General features: G+C 67.5%; 19 protein-coding genes. 13 read left to right on the top strand and 6 right to left on the bottom strand.

Features of this window, described 5'->3' with window-relative positions; all coding sequences use genetic code 11:
• Nucleotides 1-16 precede the first annotated feature (16 nt).
• Nucleotides 17-607 carry an SCO family protein gene (locus AKJ08_RS02755; RefSeq protein WP_050724664.1) on the top strand — a complete coding sequence of 197 codons (591 nt, stop codon included), beginning with the start codon at nt 17-19 and terminating at the stop codon, nt 605-607.
• A 38-nt stretch (nt 608-645) separates the two neighbouring features.
• Here AKJ08_RS02755 and AKJ08_RS02750 read toward each other — a convergent pair whose 3' ends face one another.
• Complete coding sequence (locus AKJ08_RS02750; RefSeq protein WP_205624763.1) at nt 646-1,257, bottom strand: hypothetical protein; 612 nt, start codon at nt 1,255-1,257, stop codon at nt 646-648.
• Here AKJ08_RS02750 and AKJ08_RS20725 point away from each other — a divergent pair.
• From AKJ08_RS20725 to AKJ08_RS02735, 4 genes are all read left to right on the top strand, one after another.
• Complete coding sequence (locus AKJ08_RS20725) at nt 1,244-1,390, top strand: hypothetical protein (protein WP_205624762.1); 147 nt, start codon at nt 1,244-1,246, stop codon at nt 1,388-1,390. The genes AKJ08_RS02750 and AKJ08_RS20725 overlap by 14 nt on opposite strands.
• 1,014 nt (nt 1,391-2,404) lie before the next feature.
• Nucleotides 2,405-3,064: a polyhydroxyalkanoate synthesis regulator DNA-binding domain-containing protein gene (locus AKJ08_RS02745; RefSeq protein WP_050724663.1), complete on the top strand. Its 660-nt coding sequence runs from the start codon at nt 2,405-2,407 to the stop codon at nt 3,062-3,064.
• A 143-nt stretch (nt 3,065-3,207) separates the two neighbouring features.
• Nucleotides 3,208-3,594: an HPF/RaiA family ribosome-associated protein gene (locus AKJ08_RS02740; RefSeq protein ID WP_050724662.1), complete on the top strand. Its 387-nt coding sequence runs from the start codon at nt 3,208-3,210 to the stop codon at nt 3,592-3,594.
• Nucleotides 3,595-3,780: 186 nt separating this feature from the next.
• Nucleotides 3,781-4,245, top strand: coding sequence for an HPF/RaiA family ribosome-associated protein (locus AKJ08_RS02735; RefSeq protein ID WP_050724661.1), 465 nt, complete (start codon nt 3,781-3,783; stop codon nt 4,243-4,245).
• A 16-nt stretch (nt 4,246-4,261) separates the two neighbouring features.
• Here AKJ08_RS02735 and AKJ08_RS02730 read toward each other — a convergent pair whose 3' ends face one another.
• Genes AKJ08_RS02730 through AKJ08_RS02720 form a run of 3 tightly spaced genes read right to left on the bottom strand, consistent with a single transcriptional unit; the run spans nt 4,262 to nt 6,914 of the window.
• Nucleotides 4,262-5,635 carry a nicotinate phosphoribosyltransferase gene (locus tag AKJ08_RS02730; protein ID WP_050724660.1) on the bottom strand — a complete coding sequence of 458 codons (1,374 nt, stop codon included), beginning with the start codon at nt 5,633-5,635 and terminating at the stop codon, nt 4,262-4,264.
• 19 nt (nt 5,636-5,654) lie between these two features.
• Nucleotides 5,655-6,449 (bottom strand): ParA family protein, encoded by a 795-nt coding sequence (locus AKJ08_RS02725; RefSeq protein ID WP_050724659.1) that lies wholly within the window; start codon nt 6,447-6,449, stop codon nt 5,655-5,657.
• A gap of 9 nt (nt 6,450-6,458) precedes the next feature.
• Nucleotides 6,459-6,914, bottom strand: a complete 456-nt coding sequence (locus AKJ08_RS02720; RefSeq protein WP_205624760.1) for a hypothetical protein — start codon at nt 6,912-6,914, stop codon at nt 6,459-6,461.
• 55 nt (nt 6,915-6,969) lie between these two features.
• Between AKJ08_RS02720 and AKJ08_RS02715 the strand changes: the two genes are divergently transcribed.
• The 5 genes from AKJ08_RS02715 to ruvX all read left to right on the top strand — a co-directional run bounded on the left by AKJ08_RS02715 (nt 6,970) and on the right by ruvX (nt 11,117).
• The gene (locus AKJ08_RS02715) at nt 6,970-7,881 is read left to right on the top strand and encodes an ArsA family ATPase (RefSeq protein WP_050724658.1); all 912 of its coding nucleotides are present in this window, start codon (nt 6,970-6,972) and stop codon (nt 7,879-7,881) included.
• Nucleotides 7,878-9,023, top strand: a complete 1,146-nt coding sequence (locus AKJ08_RS02710; protein ID WP_050724657.1) for an ArsA family ATPase — start codon at nt 7,878-7,880, stop codon at nt 9,021-9,023. The genes AKJ08_RS02715 and AKJ08_RS02710 overlap by 4 nt, the downstream gene beginning before the upstream one ends.
• 2 nt (nt 9,024-9,025) lie before the next feature.
• Nucleotides 9,026-9,433, top strand: coding sequence for a secondary thiamine-phosphate synthase enzyme YjbQ (locus AKJ08_RS02705; protein WP_050724656.1), 408 nt, complete (start codon nt 9,026-9,028; stop codon nt 9,431-9,433).
• 108 nt (nt 9,434-9,541) lie between these two features.
• A complete protein-coding gene (locus tag AKJ08_RS02700) occupies nt 9,542-10,660 on the top strand; it encodes a tetratricopeptide repeat protein (protein ID WP_050724655.1) in 1,119 nt (372 codons plus the stop codon).
• Nucleotides 10,661-10,691: 31 nt separating this feature from the next.
• Nucleotides 10,692-11,117 (top strand): Holliday junction resolvase RuvX, encoded by a 426-nt coding sequence (gene ruvX, locus AKJ08_RS02695; protein WP_050724654.1) that lies wholly within the window; start codon nt 10,692-10,694, stop codon nt 11,115-11,117.
• A 21-nt stretch (nt 11,118-11,138) separates the two neighbouring features.
• On the opposite strand, the gene AKJ08_RS02690 is transcribed toward ruvX, so the two are convergent.
• On the bottom strand, nt 11,139-12,212 hold the full coding sequence (locus AKJ08_RS02690) for an FAD:protein FMN transferase (protein ID WP_050724653.1): 1,074 nt from the start codon (nt 12,210-12,212) through the stop codon (nt 11,139-11,141).
• A gap of 272 nt (nt 12,213-12,484) precedes the next feature.
• Between AKJ08_RS02690 and AKJ08_RS02685 the strand changes: the two genes are divergently transcribed.
• Genes AKJ08_RS02685 through AKJ08_RS02675 form a run of 3 tightly spaced genes read left to right on the top strand, consistent with a single transcriptional unit; the run spans nt 12,485 to nt 17,167 of the window.
• A complete protein-coding gene (locus AKJ08_RS02685; protein ID WP_050724652.1) occupies nt 12,485-14,551 on the top strand; it encodes a PrkA family serine protein kinase in 2,067 nt (688 codons plus the stop codon).
• A gap of 3 nt (nt 14,552-14,554) precedes the next feature.
• A complete protein-coding gene (locus tag AKJ08_RS02680) occupies nt 14,555-15,667 on the top strand; it encodes a DUF444 family protein (RefSeq protein ID WP_050724651.1) in 1,113 nt (370 codons plus the stop codon).
• 6 nt (nt 15,668-15,673) lie between these two features.
• The gene (locus tag AKJ08_RS02675; protein WP_050724650.1) at nt 15,674-17,167 is read left to right on the top strand and encodes a SpoVR family protein; all 1,494 of its coding nucleotides are present in this window, start codon (nt 15,674-15,676) and stop codon (nt 17,165-17,167) included.
• Between the two features lie 100 nt (nt 17,168-17,267).
• Here AKJ08_RS02675 and AKJ08_RS02670 read toward each other — a convergent pair whose 3' ends face one another.
• On the bottom strand, nt 17,268-18,068 hold the full coding sequence (locus AKJ08_RS02670; RefSeq protein WP_050724649.1) for a class I SAM-dependent methyltransferase: 801 nt from the start codon (nt 18,066-18,068) through the stop codon (nt 17,268-17,270).
• Nucleotides 18,069-18,076 lie beyond the last annotated feature (8 nt).

The raw sequence follows: 18,076 nt of genomic DNA, 5'->3' as shown, positions 1-18,076 counted from the left end.
TTCGAGGAGAATTGAAATGAGGTGGCTCGAGCTCCTGACGTTGGCGGCCCTCCTCCCCATGACAGCAGGCGCCGAAGACCGCCGCGCGCCGCCCCCTGCACGCGGGCCCGACCGGAGGGCCGACTCGCTCTACCTTCTGGGAGGAGGCTTCACGGATCAAGACGGAAAACAGGCGATCCTCGCGCAGCTCGCGGGCAAGCCGGTCCTGATCAGCATGTTTTACTCGACGTGCAAGTATGCGTGTCCGCTGCTGATCGGGGACATCAGGAGGATCGAAGAAGCGCTCGAACCCAGGATTCGGGCGGAGCTGCGGGTCGTCCTCGTCACGCTGGATCCCGAGCGCGACACACCGGACGTGCTGCGCAAGCTGCGAGATGTACACGCCCTCGATCCGGCCCGCTGGACCTTCCTCCACACGGACGCAACCAAGGTTCGGGAGCTCGCCGAGGTGCTCGGGATCCACTACCGTGTCGCGAAGGACGGAGCGATCGGGCACTCCTCCGTAATCACCCTTCTCGACAAGGAGGGCGCGATCGCCGGCCGGGTCGAAGGAGTGCACCAGCCCATCGACCTGCTGGTCGCGAAGATCCGCTCCGAGGTCAGGTAGTCCGAGCGACCTCCCCGGGGGAGGCCGCTCGGGAGGTCTCACGGCGCCTGGATCTCGCGAACGCTCAACCACTTGAAGTCGACGTCGGTTGCGCTGTCCCAGCGAAAGACGGCGATGGGCCCGCCCCAGGTCATCGGCATCTTGGTGTTCGCCGCTCCGCAGGTCGAGGAGCTGCCGCCCCAGGTCCCGTCGTCGATCTTGTCGTAGACCTTCCTCCAGGTGACGCGATCGGCGTTGTCGTTGACCCAGAGCTCCAGCTTGACCGCGGTCTTGCCGTTCACGGTGATGTTCCACATCACCGTCTTGAAGCCGACCCAGCGGCCGAGCAGTGAGGAGACGGCGTTCAGATAGGGGGTCTGAGCGTAGCTGACGTGCCACGATTCCTTCTCGATTCGGGCCCGGCCGTCGTAGTGGAGCCCTCCCTTGTAGGAGGAGCCTTCACACATCCTGGAGTCGGTATGTTTCCCGCCGCGGGCGTACCACGAGAAGTTGTCCTTGATGTCGGAGGCGGCGTTGACCTTCACGAACCCGGTCATCTCGATGTTCTTCCAGTCGTTGGCGGCCTGCATGAAGCCCTTCTGGGCGAGCTGCTCCCTGTCGTAAGTGGCGATCGCGTTCGGGTTGTAACCGGTCGACGTGAAGACGCTCATCCGGACCTTCGTGTTGCGCATCTTCCAGGATCCGTCGGAGTTCGACGTGATCGGGGACTGGGGATCGAATCGCCGATCGGTGGTGGGGTTGGCGTTCAACGCCCACGATTCGCCCGCCGGCTTCGAGGGATAGAGCTTGGTGATACCGAAGGTGTCGAGGTCGTTGCCGGGAGTGGTCCCGCCGCCTGCCCCACCGGATCCCCCCGTTCCACCGGAGCCCCCCGTTCCACCGGAGCCCCCCGTTCCACCGGATCCCCCCGTTCCACCGGAGCCATCAGAGCCGCTGCCGGCGCCACCAGTGCCGCCGGTCCCGCCTGTCGTCCCACCATCGGCTCCTCCAGTGCCATTCCCCGGGGAACTATCGGGGTCCGCCGGGTCCGCCGGGTCCGCCGGGTCCGCCGGGTCCGCCGGGTCCGCCGGGTCCGCCGGGTCCGCCGGGTCCGCCGGGTCCGCAGGGTCCGCCGGGTCCGCCGGGTCCGCCGGGTCCGCCGGGTCTGAGGGGTCCGCAGGGTCCTCCGGGTCCGCCGGGTCCGCAGGGTCCGCCGGGTCCGCAGGGTCCGCAGGGTCCGCCGGGTCCGCCGGGTCCGCCGGGTCCGCCGGGTCCGCCGGGTCCGCCGGGTCCGCAGGGTCCGCCGGGTCCGCAGGGTCAGTGGGGTCCGAGGGGTCGGCCGGATCCGACGGATCCGATTCGTTCATCGGGTGCCGGCCTCGATCATCGGCCACGCCGCCGCACCCGTGAAGTCCAAGGACGGCGATCGAGAATGCAATGATCAGGGCTCTCCGATACCAGGCGAGAGGACCCAATCGATCGATCGTCCCTCGCAATCGCAGCAAATTCAAGTTGTCTTCTCCGGGAGAGTGTTGAATGGAGCACTCTCGGGATCCTACTCCCACGGCCAAAGTAGGAGTCCATGCCACATTGTCGGCGTGCACCTCACCCGCACTCTTTGTGTTTCATTGCTTGGAGCCTGCGGCGGAGGTAGGCCGGTTGAGACCAGGCCTGTTCGGTCGGGACGTCCTGGCCCCGGATCCGTCCCATCGGCCAATCGGCCCCCGGCCGGGCGGCACCCGGGCGCTCGGCCCGCGGACTTTCGATCGAACCTGCCGCAGTGGTCGCTTGGATTGACAAGCCGATCGTGCACCGGTGATGATCGACCACGAGAGGCGCGTCGGAATCGCGCCCGAGGGCGAGGTCTTGGCAGAGCACGAGAGAAGCAGCGGGGACGGCGCGGCGGATCCGAAGCCGACGAAAATCATCAAGCGGTACACCAACCGCAAGCTCTACGACACCGTAGAGAGCCGCTACGTCACCCTCGACGAGATCGCCGAGATGGTGCAGGACGGTGCGGAAGTCCAGATCATCGACAACCGAACCAAGGACGACCTGACGGCGGTGACGCTCGCCCAGATCCTCCTCGAGCAGGAAAAGAAGACCTCGCGCATGCCCCTCGCGATCCTAAGGGACATGGTCCGCAACGGCGGCGGGAAGCTGCAGACCTTCCTGACGGACGAGGTCAATCCCCGCGTATCGGCGATCCGCGTCGAGGCCGAGCACGCCGTGGCCCGTGTGTTGGGCCGGGACGCCGAGGGCTCCGCCGCGAACAAGAAGGGTGGTCCGCGGGAGCAGGCGCGGGAGTTCGTCCGCTCGTCGCGCCACGCGATCGACGAGTGGCAGCGGATGTTGGACGAGAGGCTCCACCGCACGGTGGAGACCGTCGTGGGATTGCCCTCGCTGCACCGCGAGGTCCAGGCGCTTCGAGAGAAGCTGGCGGAGGTGGAGAAGAAGCTGGAAGAGCACCGAGAGTAAGCGGACTTGACACACTGAGTCCGCCGAGAAGCCCTCGCGGCGACGGCCGGCCGGAGCCGGAAACGTTACCGGGGAAGCAGACAGGGGCTTCGTGAGTTGCACAGTCGACTGACCCTGACGGTCAGTCTTCCAAGGAGGTCGCGATGCAGTTCGTCGTACATGGACATCATCTCGAGCTGACGGACGCGCTCAAGGAGCGTTGTCGGCAGCACGTCCTGGAGCGCGCGGGAAAGCTGGTGGTCGACAGCGCCGCCCGCCTGGAGATCGTGCTCGCCGATGAGTACGGCAGCCGGCACGGTCGGGCGGACAAAGCCTGCTCGCTCGATTTCCGGGCCCCCGGGATTCCTCCGATCCACGTCACCGAGGTGCGACCCAACATGTACGAGGCGATCGACCTCGCGGCCGATCGCCTGGTCGAGGCGCTTCGCCGAGGCGTCGAGAAGCGGGAGAACTTCAACCGCCGGGAGAGCATCAAGAACCTCGCCGTCGCCATGCCCCTCGAGGCCGAGCCGCTCGACGACGTCCACTGACCCAGCCTGCGCCCGCCTGCTCCGCGCCCCCGGGCTTCCCGCGGGCGCGTAGGGCGGGCTGCCAATCGGACCGCGCCCCGCCTTCCCCGGCGGGGCGCGCCCGTTTTCGGGGCCTTCTGCCGCCGATTGCGCGAGGACACACCTTTCCAGGAGAGGAGCTCCCATCGCGACACGGAGGCAGCCTGCATGGACGTCGAGGTCACGGCCCTCGGAGGACTCGAATTCACGGACAACCTGGCGGAGTTCTGCCGATACAAGATCGTCGAGCCCCTGAGGCGCCTCTACGACCGCCAGGGCCCGATCCTGGAGATCGAGCTCGCCGACCTCTACGGGAACAAGGGCGGCATCGACAAGCGGTGCCGGATCACGTTCACCATGCCGCACATCCGCACGATCACCGTGATCGAGGAGGCGGACGACATCTACAAGGCGGTGGACGGCGCGGCCACCCGCTTCCGGCGCCAGGTCAAGCGGAACAAGAGCTGGAAGCTCATGCGCTCGCGCTATCCCAAGAAGTATTTCGCCGCCGAGCAGGAGCACCAGATGCAGCCCGGCGTTCCCTCGACCCCCGCCGACATCACGCAGGAAGAGGACTCGCTGGCAGCGGCGGAGGAACGGGAGAGGCGCGAGTCGGCCGGCCTCCCGATGTAGGCAGCGCCGAGCTCGGCTAGGTGGAGAGCCCGGCTTCGGCCGCGACGTTCGCCCGCGCTTCTTCGAGGAGCGCGACGAGGGCCCGGGTCGGCCGCACCTCGTAACGGGCGGGCCGACGATCACGGGCGATCCGCCGGACGGGCTCCGGGAGGGCCGCCACGCTCGCCACCGCACGCGCACGGGACGCCGAGAGCGGCTCGCCCTCGCCCATCCGCTGCCCGCCTCGCATCACCTGGACGAGGAGCGACTCCGCGCCCTCCGGAGCCGGCTCGTCCGCGAGGCCGAGCTCGTCGAAGGCCAGCTCCCCTTCCCGGCCGCGGTGGCGGTAGACCTGCTTGGCGCCCGGCCACGCGATCTTCGCCTCCGAGAGCTTGGTCGCGGGCTCCATCCGGCCCTCCCGCTCGATCGACACCAGCTTGTAGACGCCGCCCAGGGCGGGCGCATCCGTGGAGACGGTGAGGCGGGTCCCCACGCCGAAGACGTCGATGGGCGCGCCTCGCGAGAGCAGCCGCTGGACCACGTTTTCGTCCAGATCTCCCGACACGACGATGCGGGCCTCGGAGAGCCCGGCGTCGTCGAGGATCCGCCGCACACCGAAGGCGAGCACCTCCAGGTTTCCCGAGTCGAGGCGCACGCCTCGAAGGCGCTCCCCTCCGACGGCCGCCGCCCGCCGCGCCCCCTCCAGTGTGTCGTACGTGTCGATGAGGAGCGTGCTCGTGTCCGGAAAGGTCTCGATATAGCTCCGGAACGCCTCGAGCTCGCTCTCGTGGGACATCGTGAAGCTGTGCGCCGCGGTCCCGAAGATCGGGATCCCGAAGCGCCTCGCCGCCTCCAGGTTCGACGTGCCGTCGCAACCGCCGATGTACGCCGCCCGGGCCGCGTCGACCGCCGCGTCTGGGTGGGCCCTCCGGGCACCGAATTCGACCACGCTCGCGGGCCTCGCCGCCCAGGCGAACCGCGCGGCCTTGGAGGCGATGGCGCTCGCGTGGTTGAGCACGGAGAGGAGCCGGGTTTCGACCAGCTGCGCTTCGATCAGCGGCCCCTCCACCCTCAGCAGGGGCTCGCCACCGAAGAAGGCGGTGCCCTCCGGCATCGCCCACACGTCGCAGGTGAAGCGCAGCTCCTCGAGCCTCCGGCGGAAGCCGGACACGCGGAAGCCCTCCGCCAGCGCGGGGAGCGCCTCGAGGGCCTCGAGCTCTTCCGGCGTGAACCGCAGCTCCTCCAGGAAGCGCAGCGCCGCCTCGAGGCCTGCCGCGATCCCGTACCCCCGGCTCGGCGGAAGGTGCCGCACGTAGAGCTCGAAGACGGCGCGACGCTCCGAGCTCCCCTCCCGGAGGTAGGCCGCCGCCATGGTCAGCTCGTAGAGGTCGGTCTGGAGTGCCGCGCCCATCCCCCCTCGCTTTTGACGATTACGACGCCTGCTCGAGGCGCGCCGTCTTCGCGGCGCCCCGGATCGCGACCTCCCGGGCGATCGCCTCCAGGAGCTGGGCGCCCTTGGACGAGGGCGCGTGCTCCCAGATCGTCTTCCCGTGGCTCTGGGCCTCGTCGATCTGCACGTTCCAGCCCAACACGGTCTTGCAGAGCTCGTCGGGGAAGTGGTCGCGCAGCTTGGCGAGGATCGCGTCGGCGAGGGCGGTCTTCCGGTAGAGCACGGGGACCACCAGGCTGATCCGGAGGGAGGCGTGCCCGCTCTCGCGCCGCACCGTCTCGACCGTCTCCTTCACCTCCGCGCAGCCGTCGAGGGCGAAGTAGGTCATGCCCACCGGGACCACCACCTCCTCCGCGGCGAGGAGGATGTTCTGGGTCACCAGTCCCATCGACGGCGGTCCGTCGAAGATCACGAAGTCGTAGCCTGCGAGGTCGGAGAGCTTCTCGAGGAGGCAGCGCTCCCGATCGATCCGGCCGGCGACCTCGAGGGGAAAGCGAGCCAGCGACTTGTTCGACGGGAGCAGATCGAGACCCGCCACCGGCGTCGGACGGACCACCTGGTTCACGTGGACCTTCGGATCGCAGAGCAGGTCCGCGATGGTCGGCGAGAGGGTCCGCACGTCGATACCCAGGCTCTTGCCCGCGTGCCCCTGGGTGTCGAGGTCGCAGAGCAGCACCCGTGCGCCCCTGGCAGAGGCGAGCCACGCCGCCACGTTGACGGCGAGGGTGGTCTTGCAGGTCCCGCCCTTCTCGTTGATGAACGCGATGCGCCGCACGCCGCTCCCCTAGCCGTGGGTGCCCTTGGGGCTCGTCTTCGACTTCGTCTTCCTCGGGGCAGCCTTCTTCGCGGGCGCCCCTTCTGCCTTCTCCCCGGGCGCCTTCCGGGCGGGCTCGAGCCGCGACAACTTCGCGTCGAGCTCGGTCAAGGTGCGATCGAGACGGTCGAGGCGCTTGCGGAGCTCGTCCACGTCCTGGGTGGAGGGGAGGCTCATGGACGAGAGCGCGGAGCGGAGCGCCTTGTCGAGGGAGCCCTTTGCGGCCAACGACTTCGAGACCGCGCCCTGGACCGCCGACACGAAGCGCTCGTTGGTCACGAGCTGGTTCACGACCTTGTCGACCTGGGCCTCGCCCGCCTCCACCACCCGCTGGACCAGCGTCTTCGAGCGCGTCCCCATCGTTCCTCCCTGCACGCCCCCCATGGCGGTCGCGGGGAAGATCCCCCTTGCATCGATCGGTGTCAACCGGCGCCTCCTCTCGATTGACCGAGGCACCCCTCACGAATAGGTTTCGTCGCCTATGTCGCTTCTCGACCGCCGCCTCCTCGTGACAGCCGGGAAGGGCGGTGTGGGCCGCTCCACCGTCTCCGCCGCGCTTGCGCTCGTCGCCGCCTCCAGGGGGAAGCGGGTGCTGGTGTGCGAGGTGAACTCCCACGAGCGGATCTCGGCGCTCCTGGGCGCGCCGCGGGTCCACGAGACGATCCGGCGGGTCGCCCGCGGAGTCGACGCCGTCGTGGTCCGTCCCGACGAGGCGATGCGCGAATACGCGCTGATGCAGCTCCGCTTCAAGCCGCTCTACAAGGCGGTCTTCGAGAACCGCTTCGCCTCCCGCTTCCTCCGCTTCATTCCCTCCCTGCCCGAGCTGGTGATGCTGGGGAAGATCCTCTTCCACGTGAAGGAGGAGCGCTGGGATCTGGTGATCGTGGACGCGCCGGCCACCGGACACGGGCTCACGTTCCTTGGCGTGCCGCAGGCCCTGATCGAGACGATTCCGCGGGGCACCATGAGGAGCGAGGCCGAGTGGATGCGGGAGCTCCTCCGCGACCCCTCCGCCACGGCGGTGAACCTCGTCTCCCTCCCCGAAGAGCTGCCGGTGAACGAAACCGTGGAGCTGGCCCGTGCCACACGGGGCTCCCTCCGGATGAGCCTCGGAGGGGTCTTCCTGAACCGCTACGTCGAGGCCCGCTTCGACCAGGAGGAGCTCTCGGGCCTCGCCTCGTCCTCCGGCGTCCTCGGCGCCGCCGCAAACGGCGCCCGTGCCCACGAGGTCCGGGCAGGGATGTCCATGCGCTACCGCCAGAAGCTCGAGGAGATCGGGCGTCCGCTCGTCGCCCTTCCCTTGCTCTACCCGGGCCTCGTCGAGCCGAGCGGGGACTTCAGCCGCGCCTCGGTGGAGGCCCTCGCCGACGTGATCCGCCGGGAGGCGGCATGACCGATCCCATCGACGCGCTCCTCCAGCGCCGCGTGATCGTCTGCGTCGGCTCCGGCGGCGTCGGCAAGACCACCGTCGCTGCGGCCCTTGCGCTGCGGGCGGCAGCGGCGGGGAGGCGGGCGATCGTCCTCACCATCGACCCCGCCAAGCGGCTCGCCAACGCCCTCGGGCTCGAGCAGCTCGGCAACGTGGAGACCCGCGTCGACGACGAGCGCCTGCGCCGCGCGGGCATCGAGACCGAGGGCGAGCTCTGGGCGATGATGCTCGACCTCAAGCGCTCCTGGGACGACTTCATCGGCCGCCACGTGAGCCCCGACAAGCGCGAGGCGATTCTGCAGAACCGCTTCTACCAGACGCTCTCGTCGGCGCTCGCGGGTTCCCAGGAGTACATCGCCACCGAGAAGCTCTACGAGCTCTACTCGGAGGGCAAATACGATCTCCTCGTCCTCGACACGCCTCCCACCGCCCACGCCCTCGACTTCCTCGAGGCGCCCAGGCGCATCCTGGACTTCCTCGAGAGCAGCTCCGTGCGGGCAATGGCCGGGCCTGCGATGGCCGCGGGCAAGCTCGGCCTCAAGCTGATGAGCTTCGGCGGCTCCCTCGCCGGCAGGGCGCTCTCCAAGCTCACCGGCGCTGAGACGCTGGAGGAGCTCGTCCGCTTCATGCTCGAGATCCAGGATACCTACGGCGTCTTCAAGGATCGGGCAGCCAAGGTGAAGGCGCTCTTCGGGTCGGACGAGACCGCGTTCTTCGTGGTGACCAGCGCCCAGGCCTCTGCGATCGACGAGGCCATCTACTTCCACCACCTCCTCGCCGAGGAGCGGATCCCGATCGCCGGCGTGGTCGCGAACCGGATCCACCGGGACTTCCTCGGTGACTCTCCCCTGCCCTCCCGGCAGGATCTCGCCGAGGCGCTTAGCTCTGCCGGCGTGAGAGACACGGGCGATCCTCCCCTCTCGGAGCGCCTCGCGAGGACGTCAGCCGAGGCGCGGGCGATGGCGCGCCTCGATCGGCGAAATCTCGAGCGCCTCGAGGCAGCGACCCGCAGGAGCCCCCAGCTCCGGGTGCCGAGCTTCGATGCCGACGTATATGATCTCCCAGGTCTGTGGGCGGTCGACCGCCACCTCTTTCCGGCGAGGTAGACATGGCGCGGGCAGCAACGGTATTCGAGCTCCACACGTCTCGTGAAAACGAGTTCGTCGACCTCACCCCGCGCCTCCGGAGCCTCGTCGAGAAGAGCGGCGTCACCGACGGCACCGTGGTCGTGTTCTGCCCCCACACCACCGCAGGCCTCACCATCCAGGAGAACACGGACCCGGAGCTCAAGAGGGACATCCTCGGGGCCCTGGAGTCGATGGTCCCGAAGGATCGGCCCTACCGCCACGTGGAGGGCAACGCGCCGGCCCACGTGAAGGCGATGCTCCTGGGGACCTCCTGCACCCTCGTCCTCGACGGAGGCCGCCTCCTCCTCGGGAGGTGGCAGGCCGTGTACTTCGTGGAGCTCGACGGACCTCGCGATCGAATGGTCCAGGTCAAGATCTTCCCGTCCTGACGGGCGGGCGGAGCCGGGGCGCCAATCGCGCTCCATGAGGAGCGCCGCGGAGGGCCCATCGAATCTTCGGGAATCGCACGGAAATCGGCTTATCCTCCCGGTACCACGATGATCCGCCGCCTCGCCGCCCTCTCCTCGATCGCCCTCCTCTCCGCCGCCGGCTGCGCCGCGAGCTCCACCGCCCTGCGCCCCGGCGATCCCGCCGCCGCCATCCAGGACGAGATCGAGGGCTTCAACGAGGAAGAGCTCTTCGCCTGCGGCGCCGCGGCCTACCAGGCCGACGACTTCGTGCGCGCCGCGGCCTGCTTCTCCCGCCTCGCCGATCGCTTCCCGAAGAGCCGCCGCGCCCACGACGCGCAGTACAACGCCGGCGTCTCCTACGAGAACCTCGGCGCCTGGCAGCTCGCCCTCGACCGCTACCGGCCGCTGCTGAAGGTCCCACCTCCCTCCGACGACCTCGACGTCCTCTGGCGCGTGGCCACCTGCCAGTATCAGCTCGGCGAATACGACGAGGCCATCGCGCTCCTAGAGCCCGTGGCCGCCCGCGCCGACCTGCCCGCGATCGATCGCATCCACGCCCGCACCCACGCCGCGATCTGCAAGGTGGAGAAGGGTGAGCTCTCCACCGCCGAGAGGGATCTCCGCCAGGCCCTCGAGCTGTACCGTCGAAGCTCGGATGGCGAGCGCATCGAGAGCTATTTCCCGAGCCAGGCGCAGTTCTTCCTGGGCGAGATCTACCGTCTCCATTTCAGCGACGCGCACCTCGACGACACCGACGACGCCGAGAAGGTGCGCGACCAGCTCGAGTACAAGGCGCAGCTCCTCCTCTCCGCCCAGGGGCACTACCTGCGCACCATGCGCCTCGGGAATCCGCACTGGACCACCGCGGCGGGCCAGCGCGTCGGCGGCCTCTACGAGGAGCTCTACGACGAGATGATGGAGGCGCCCGTCCCCTCGAACCTCGACGCGGACCAAGCGAACCTCTACCGGGCCATGCTCCGCAGGAAGGTCCGGATCCTCGTGCAGAAGGCCATCTCGCTCTACGAGCGGACCCTCGCGGCGGCCGAGCGCTCCGGGGTCGACACGCCGTTCATCGCCCAGACCCGTGAGAGCCTCGATCGAATGAAGCGCGTCCTCCTCGCCGACGCCGCCCGCGACGAGGAGGACGGCGTCGAGGAGCCGCCCGCCTCCGCCACGATCCCCGCCGACGCCGACCCCGGCGCCTGAGGCTCCGTCCGGGTTTCACCAGGAACTTCGCATGCGACTCCTCTCCCTCGACGTCGGCGACAAGACCATCGGCGTGGCCATCTCGGAGATGGCCAGCTGGACCTCGCCGATCACCACGATCCTGCGCCGGAACCTCGAGGCGGACATGGCAACCCTCCAAGGGATCATCGAGGAGCGGGATCCCGAGCGGATCGTCATCGGCCTGCCTCTCAACATGGACGACAGCGAGGGGCCGCGCGCCGCCAAGACCCGCCGGTTCGCCGCCGCCGCACGGGAGCGCTTCGGCGTGCCGATCGTGCTCTGGGACGAGCGGCTCAGCACCTTCGAAGCCGATCAGCGCCTCGAGGAGGCCGGCGTCCCGGCCCACAAGCGCAAGGCGATGATCGACATGGTCGCGGCCCAGGTGATCCTGGAGGCCTACCTCGCAGCGGGAGCGCCCGAGCGGGGCCTCGAGTAGCGACCGGACGGGCCGACGACCTCACCGGCTCCCGGGACCGCCTGCCTCCGGGCCGCAGCAACCGTCGAGGCCGGGCGAGACGTGGAGCGCGCCAGAGGCGTCGACCACCACGACCTCGCAGCCGAGAGCAGCGGCATACGGGAGTCCTCGGTCCGGGCCGAGGATGAACACCGGCTTGGTCACCACCTCGGAGGTCGTGGCGTCCGTGCAGAGAGCGGTCACGCTGCGCGAGGCGGTGGCCGGCCGGCCCGTGGCCGGATCGATGATGTGGTGGTAGCGCACACCATCCTTCACGAAGAAGCGCTCGTAGTCTCCGCTGGTCGAGAACGATCGATCCTCCACCTCCAACGAAGCCAGGACGCGAGAGGGATTTCGCGGGTCCTGGATCCCGGCCACCCACGGGCGATCGCCGTGGCGTCCGGCGGCGTAGAGGTCGCCTCCGAGCTTGACCACGAAGTCCTTCGCGCCTGCTCGGCGCAGAAGAGACGCCAGGCGATCGATGGCGTACCCCTTCGCGATCCCGCCCAGTCCGAGCGCCATCCCGGGACTCTCGAGGAAGATCGAGTCCGCCTCGGGGTCGAGGCGCACCTTGCGGTAGTCGACCAGGGCTCTCGAAGACTCAATCTCCTCGTCGCTTGGGACCTGGCCGTCCATGGCGTCGCCGAAGCGCCAGACGCCGCGCATCCCGGCCCAGGTGGGGTCGAAGGCGCCGCCCGATCGCTCCGCCGCCTCGACTGCCTTTGCCACGAGATCGAAGACCTCGCGCTCGACCCGAACGGGGGCGGCTCCCGCCGCGCGGTTCACCGCCGAGACCGGCGAGTCGGCCCGCCATTCGCTCATCAAGCGATCCAGGCGCATGAGCTCGTCCCGCGCCGTTTGCGCGAGCTCGGTTGCCGAGCCTGCGTCGCGCGCGGCGACGGTGAGCTCGAACCACGTCCCCATGATCGGGAAGGACGCGAAATAGAAGCCGCCCCCGAGCGGCACCGCCTGGACGCTGGTGTCGTCGTCCCCGGCGAGCTCGGGCGGCAGCTCCAGCGTCGGGCCCCGGCCCATCGGGGCCAGGGTGGTGCACGACGCGAGCGAGGCCGTTACCAAGAAAAGGAGACGAGATCGGAACAGGCGGCGCCTCACAGACGCAAAAGAGGGGATCTGTTACCGCCCCCCCGAGAAGGAGGCAAGGCCTGGACCCTCGGGCGCCCACGTGCGCGCGGCCATCGCAGGTCGTAACCTTGAGTGGCGGGCGGCCTGCCGAGCGCCCGGGGGGAGCAGGGGAAATAGTCCGATCGGGGCCCTCGTTCCCCCTCGCGAGGATCTCGATCCGCTCAGGGAACCGAGAAACCGCCTTAGCCCGCAGGAGCCAAATCCCCATGAAGGAAGCCCACGAGATGGAGAGCCTCGTCGCCCGAATCGCGGCGATGCAGGACCACAAGAGCTACCAGGAGCAGCATTGGGAGGGCTCCTTCGAGGACTACCTCCGGCTGATCCAGCAGAATCCCAAGATCACGCGCACGGCCTATCAGCGGCTGTACGACATGATCCTCTCCCATGGGAAAACGGAGTACATCGACAACAAGAAGAAGCTGATCCGCTACCACTTCTTCCACGACGAGAAGTTCGGTGGGCGCGACGCCGTCTTCGGCCTCGACGTGCCCCTGATGAAGCTGGTCAACGTCTTCAAGTCGGCGGCCGAGCGCTACGGCACCGAGAAGCGGGTGATCCTGCTCCACGGCCCGGTGGGCTCGTCGAAGTCGACCATCGCCCGGCTGCTCAAGAAGGGCATGGAGGCGTACTCGCGCACCCCCGAGGGCGCGATGTACACGTTCAGCTGGATGCTGGACAAGCGTCGCCCCGACGGCACCGTCGAGCGCGAGGTGATGGCCTGCCCAATGCACGAGGATCCCCTCCACCTCATCCCGGCGGAGTGGCGGGCGGCCACCTACGAATCGCTCTGCCCTCCCGGCTCTACCTTCCAGGTCCCGGACACGGGTGAGCTCTGCCCCGCGTGCCGCTTCGTCTTCAAGGAGCTGATGACGGAGTACAAGGGCGACTGGCAGGAGCTGTTGAAGCACGTGAAGGTGCGGCGCCTCATCCTCTCCGAGAAGGACCGCGTCGGCATCGGCACGTTCCAGCCGAAGGACGAGAAGAACCAGGACTCCACCGAGCTCACCGGCGACATCAACTACCGGAAGATCGCCGAGTACGGCTCGGACTCCGATCCGCGCGCCTTCAACTTCGACGGCGAGTTCAACATCGCCAACCGCGGCATCATCGAGTTCGTCGAGGTGCTCAAGCTCGACGTGGCCTTCCTCTACGATCTGCTCGGCGCTTCGCAGGAGCACAAGATCAAGCCGAAGAAGTTCCCTCAGACCGACATCGACGAGGTGATCATCGGGCACACGAACGAGCCCGAGTACCGCAAGCTCCAGAACAACGAGTTCATGGAGGCCCTGCGGGACCGTACGGTGAAGATCGACATCCCGTACATCACCAAGCTCGCGGAAGAGGTGAAGATCTACGAGAAGGACTACAACCAGGCGAAGATCCGCGGCAAGCACATCGCCCCGCACTCCCTGGAGATGGCGGCGATGTGGGGCGTGCTCACCCGGCTCGAGGAGCCGAAGAAGCACAACCTCACCCTCCTGCAGAAGCTGAAGCTCTACAACGGCAAGTCGCTGCCGAACTACACCGAGGACAACATCAAGGAGCTGCGCAAGGAGGCGCTGCGCGAGGGCATGGAGGGGATCTCCCCCCGCTACGTGCAGGACAAGATCTCGAACGCGCTGGTGTCCGACAAGGGCGATGGCTGCCTCAACCCCTTCATGGTGTTGAACGAGCTCGAGGCGGGCCTCAAGACCCACTCGCTGATCTCCTCCGAGGAGGTCCGCAAGCGGTACCGCGAGCTCCTCGCCACCGTGAAGCAGGAGTACGAGGACATCGTCAAGAACGAGGTCCAGCGCGCGATCTCCGCCGACGAGGACTCGATCAAGAAGCTCTGCTCCAACTACATCGACAACATCAAGGCCTACACCCAGAAGGAACGGGTGAAGAACAAGTACACGTCGCAGTACGAGGAGCCGGACGAGCGCCTGATGCGCGCCATCGAGGAGAAGATCGACATCCCCGAGGCCCGCAAGGACGACTTCCGCCGCGAGATCATGAACTACATCGGCGCGCTCGCCATCGAGGGCAAGACCTTCGACTACCGGACCAACGAGCGCCTGCACAAGGCCCTGGAGCTCAAGCTCTTCGAGGACCAGAAGGACACGATCAAGCTGAAGAACCTCGTCTCCTCCGTGGTGGACAAGGACACCCAGGAGAAGATCGACGTGGTGAAGGAGCGGATGATCCGCGACTACCACTACTGCGAGGTCTGCTCCACCGACGTTCTCAACTTCGTCGCGTCGATCTTCGCGCGTGGCGACGCAAAGGACTAAGCCCTGTCTCTCAAGATCAAACAGGACCACGCCCGCTTCAAGGCGATCGTCCGCGGGAAGATCAAGCAGAACCTGCGGAAGTTCATCCAGAAGGGCGAGATGGTCGGGAAGCAGGGGAAGGACCTCATCACCATCCCCCTGCCGACCATCGACATCCCGCACTTCCGGTACGGCGCCAAGCAGCAGGGCGGCGTCGGCCAGGGAGAGGGCGAGGTCGGGCAGAGCCTCGGCCCCGGGCAGGAGCAGCCCGGGGAGGGCGACGGGAAGGCCGGCCAGGGCGAGGGACAGCACCTCCTCGAGGTCGACATCTCCTTCGGCGAGCTCGCCGAGATCCTGGGCGAGGAGCTCCAGCTCCCGAAGATCGAGCCGAAGGGCACCGATCGGATCGTCACCGAGAAGACGCGCTACACCGGCATCAACACGGTGGGGCCCGAGTCCCTGCGGCACTTCAAGCGGACCTACAAGCAGGCGCTGCGCCGGCAGATCGCCTCCGGCACCTACGACGCCAGCCGGCCCGTGATCGTCCCCTTCCGGGAGGATCGCCGCTACCGCTCCTGGCGGACGACGCCGCAGCCCGAGGCCGCCGCGCTGATCGTCTACATCATGGACGTCTCGGGTTCGATGGGCGACGAGCAGAAGGAGATCGTCCGGATCGAGTCCTTCTGGATCGATACCTGGCTGCGCCACCACTACAAGGGCCTCGCCGCCCGCTACATCATCCATGACGCCGTGGCCCGCGAGGTCGATCGCGAGACCTTCTTCCACACGCGCGAGTCGGGCGGGACGATGATCTCGTCCGCCTACAAGCTGGCCGCGGAGATGATCGAGAAGGATCACCCGTCGAACGCGTGGAACACCTACGTCTTCCATTTCTCCGACGGAGACAACTGGAGCGCGGACGACACGCGGCTCTGCCTAGAGATCGTGAAGGAGCGAATCCTGCCGAACGTGAACCTCTTCGCATATGGCCAGGTCGAGAGCCCCTACGGCTCCGGGCAGTTCATCCGGGATCTCCGGGAGAGCTGCAACGACGACGAGCGCGTGGCCCTCTCCGAGATCGCCGACAAGGAGGCGATCTACGGCTCGATCAAGGAATTCCTGGGGAAGGGGAAGTAGGCGCCGATGAGACGCTTCAGCACTCGATCCCTCCCTCCCCGCCTCGCCGACCTCGAGCAGGAGATCAAGGGCTACGCCAAGGAGTTCGGCCTCGACTTCTACGAGGTGATCTTCGAGCTGCTCACCTACGACGAGGTGAACATGGTGGCCGCCTACGGCGGCTACCCCAACCGCTATCCGCACTGGCGGTTCGGCATGGAGTACGAGCAGCTCTCCAAGGGCTACGAGTACGGCCTCTCGAAGATCTACGAGATGGTGATCAACAACGATCCCACCTACGCGTATCTGCTCGAGTCGAACCCCGAGGTGGACCAGAAGCTCGTGATGGCCCACGTGTACGGCCACGGAGACTTCTTCAAGAACAACTTCGCCTTCCAGCACACCAACCGGAAGATGATGGACGAGATGGCCAACCACGCCACCCGCGTGCGCCGGCTCATCGATCGGATCGGCATCGACAAGGTCGAGGACTTCATCGACCGCTGCCTCTCCATCGAGAACCTGATCGACTATCACTCTCCGTACATCAAGCGGGAACCGTCCTCTCAGGAGGGCAGCGAAGAGACGCCCGTCCGCGGCCTCCGAAACGATCGCGAGTACATGGGCGAGTACATCAACCCCAGGTCCTACATCGACGATCTCCAGCGAAAGGCAGCGGAGGATCGGGATCGAAAGAAGCGCTTCCCCGAGCGTCCCCAGCGCGACGTGCTCCTCTTCCTGCTAGACCACGCTCCTCTGGAGCCGTGGGAGCAGGACATCCTCGCCATCGTGAGGGAGGAGGCCTACTACTTCGCGCCGCAGGGCATGACGAAGATCATGAACGAGGGCTGGGCCAGCTACTGGCACTCCACGATCATGACCACCCGGGCGCTGAAGGACTCGGAGATCATCGACTACGCCGATCACCACTCGGGCACGGTGTCGATGAGGCCGGGGACGCTGAACCCCTACAAGATCGGCATCGAGCTCTTCCGGGACATCGAGGAGCGCTGGAACACCGGCCGCTTCGGCAGGGATTGGGAGGCCTGCGACTCCCTCGCCGAGCGCCAGACGTGGGACAAGCAGCTCGGCCTCGGGCGGCAGAAGATCTTCGAGGTCCGCAAGCACTACACGGACGTCACCTTCATCGACGAGTTCCTGACGCCCGAGTTCTGCATCGACCAGAAGCTCTTCGTCTTCGACTACAACGACAAGCGGCAGACCTGGGAGATCGCGAGCCGGCAGTTCAAGGCGGTGAAGGAGAAGCTCCTCCACCAGCTCACGAACTTCGGCCAGCCGATCATCGAGGTGGTCGACGCCAACTTCGAGAACCGCTCGGAGCTCCTGCTCGTGCACCGGCACGACGGCATCGACCTGAAGCTCGACGACGCGCGCCACACGCTGCAGAACCTGCAGTCGCTCTGGCGGCGGCCGGCGAACCTCTACACGCGCTTCGACGGCAAGAGCGTGATCCTGCGCTTCGACGGCCAGGATCACTCGGACCGCAAGGCCGAGCTCTAATCGTTCCCGGCGCGTGGCCCTGGCCGAGCACGCGGAGAAGAGCGAGTCGGTGCGGCCCAAGAATCGGGTCGCACCGCTCTACCGGCCGGAGAGGGTTCGCTCAGGCCTTGCGTGCCCGGGTGAGCAGGTAGTCCTGGCGCAGGTGGTTGTCTTCGAAATAGAGCCCGGCCAGCGCCTCCAGCTCCCGCCGCAGCAACTCCAGCTTTGCCGGATCCTGTTCCTCCAGCTTCGCCGTGAGGGCCGAGAGCGGGCCCAGGTTCTTCTCGCCGAAGACGCGGAGGTGCTGCGGGCTGAGGATGGGGATCCGGAGCACGTCGCGATCGAAGACCAGATCCTTCACGGCGGAGCCGAGCCTCTCGCGGACGATCCGCGGATCGCCCCAGAGCGGCGGAGGCGACATGCCCTCCGGCGGCGGAATCGGTGAGTAGCTCGCGGTGAGCGCGAGGAACCGCCCCAGGTAGAGCTCGGGCGGCCAGCTCGAGAACGCGATGGTCCCGCCGGGCTTCAACACCCGGAGCATCTCCTTCACCGCCAGCTCGGGACGAGGCGCGAAGATGTGCCCGAACTGGCTGACGACCACGTCGAACGCGGCATCCGGAAACGGCAGCGCCTCTACGTCGCCTTCCACGAAACGCGCGGGAAAGCCCATCAGCGCCGCGTTGTTCTTGGCGCGCTCCACCAGCTCCGGCGTGAGATCGACGCCCGTCACCTCCGCTCCGACCCGGGCCGCGGTGAGCGCCACGACGCCCGTGCCGCATCCCACGTCGAGGACGTTCGCTCCCCTGCCGATCCCTGCGAAGCGGACCAGCCTGGGCGCAGCCCCGGCGGTCTGCATCTCCATCGCGTGGAACGACGGCCAGGTCTTCTTCGCCTGCTCCTTGAACCTCTCGATCGGATCCACCGAATCCT

It is taken from the genome of Vulgatibacter incomptus (genome assembly GCF_001263175.1).
Lineage (GTDB): Bacteria > Myxococcota > Myxococcia > Myxococcales > Vulgatibacteraceae > Vulgatibacter > Vulgatibacter incomptus.
Note: the sequence above shows the minus strand (reverse complement) of the source record. Positions and strands in the feature narration are given on the sequence as shown.

What these genes read in the sequence shown, in the direction of transcription:
- AKJ08_RS02755 (WP_050724664.1), top strand. Translation starts at nt 17, where the DNA reads ATGAGGTGGCTCGAGCTCCTGACGTTGGCGGCCCTCCTCCCCATGACA.
- AKJ08_RS02750 (WP_205624763.1), bottom strand. Translation starts at nt 1,257, where the DNA reads ATGAGCGTCTTCACGTCGACCGGTTACAACCCGAACGCGATCGCCACT.
- AKJ08_RS02745 (WP_050724663.1), top strand. Translation starts at nt 2,405, where the DNA reads ATGATCGACCACGAGAGGCGCGTCGGAATCGCGCCCGAGGGCGAGGTC.
- AKJ08_RS02740 (WP_050724662.1), top strand. Translation starts at nt 3,208, where the DNA reads ATGCAGTTCGTCGTACATGGACATCATCTCGAGCTGACGGACGCGCTC.
- AKJ08_RS02735 (WP_050724661.1), top strand. Translation starts at nt 3,781, where the DNA reads ATGGACGTCGAGGTCACGGCCCTCGGAGGACTCGAATTCACGGACAAC.
- AKJ08_RS02730 (WP_050724660.1), bottom strand. Translation starts at nt 5,635, where the DNA reads ATGGGCGCGGCACTCCAGACCGACCTCTACGAGCTGACCATGGCGGCG.
- AKJ08_RS02715 (WP_050724658.1), top strand. Translation starts at nt 6,970, where the DNA reads ATGTCGCTTCTCGACCGCCGCCTCCTCGTGACAGCCGGGAAGGGCGGT.
- AKJ08_RS02710 (WP_050724657.1), top strand. Translation starts at nt 7,878, where the DNA reads ATGACCGATCCCATCGACGCGCTCCTCCAGCGCCGCGTGATCGTCTGC.
- AKJ08_RS02705 (WP_050724656.1), top strand. Translation starts at nt 9,026, where the DNA reads ATGGCGCGGGCAGCAACGGTATTCGAGCTCCACACGTCTCGTGAAAAC.
- AKJ08_RS02700 (WP_050724655.1), top strand. Translation starts at nt 9,542, where the DNA reads ATGATCCGCCGCCTCGCCGCCCTCTCCTCGATCGCCCTCCTCTCCGCC.
- ruvX (WP_050724654.1), top strand. Translation starts at nt 10,692, where the DNA reads ATGCGACTCCTCTCCCTCGACGTCGGCGACAAGACCATCGGCGTGGCC.
- AKJ08_RS02685 (WP_050724652.1), top strand. Translation starts at nt 12,485, where the DNA reads ATGAAGGAAGCCCACGAGATGGAGAGCCTCGTCGCCCGAATCGCGGCG.
- AKJ08_RS02675 (WP_050724650.1), top strand. Translation starts at nt 15,674, where the DNA reads ATGAGACGCTTCAGCACTCGATCCCTCCCTCCCCGCCTCGCCGACCTC.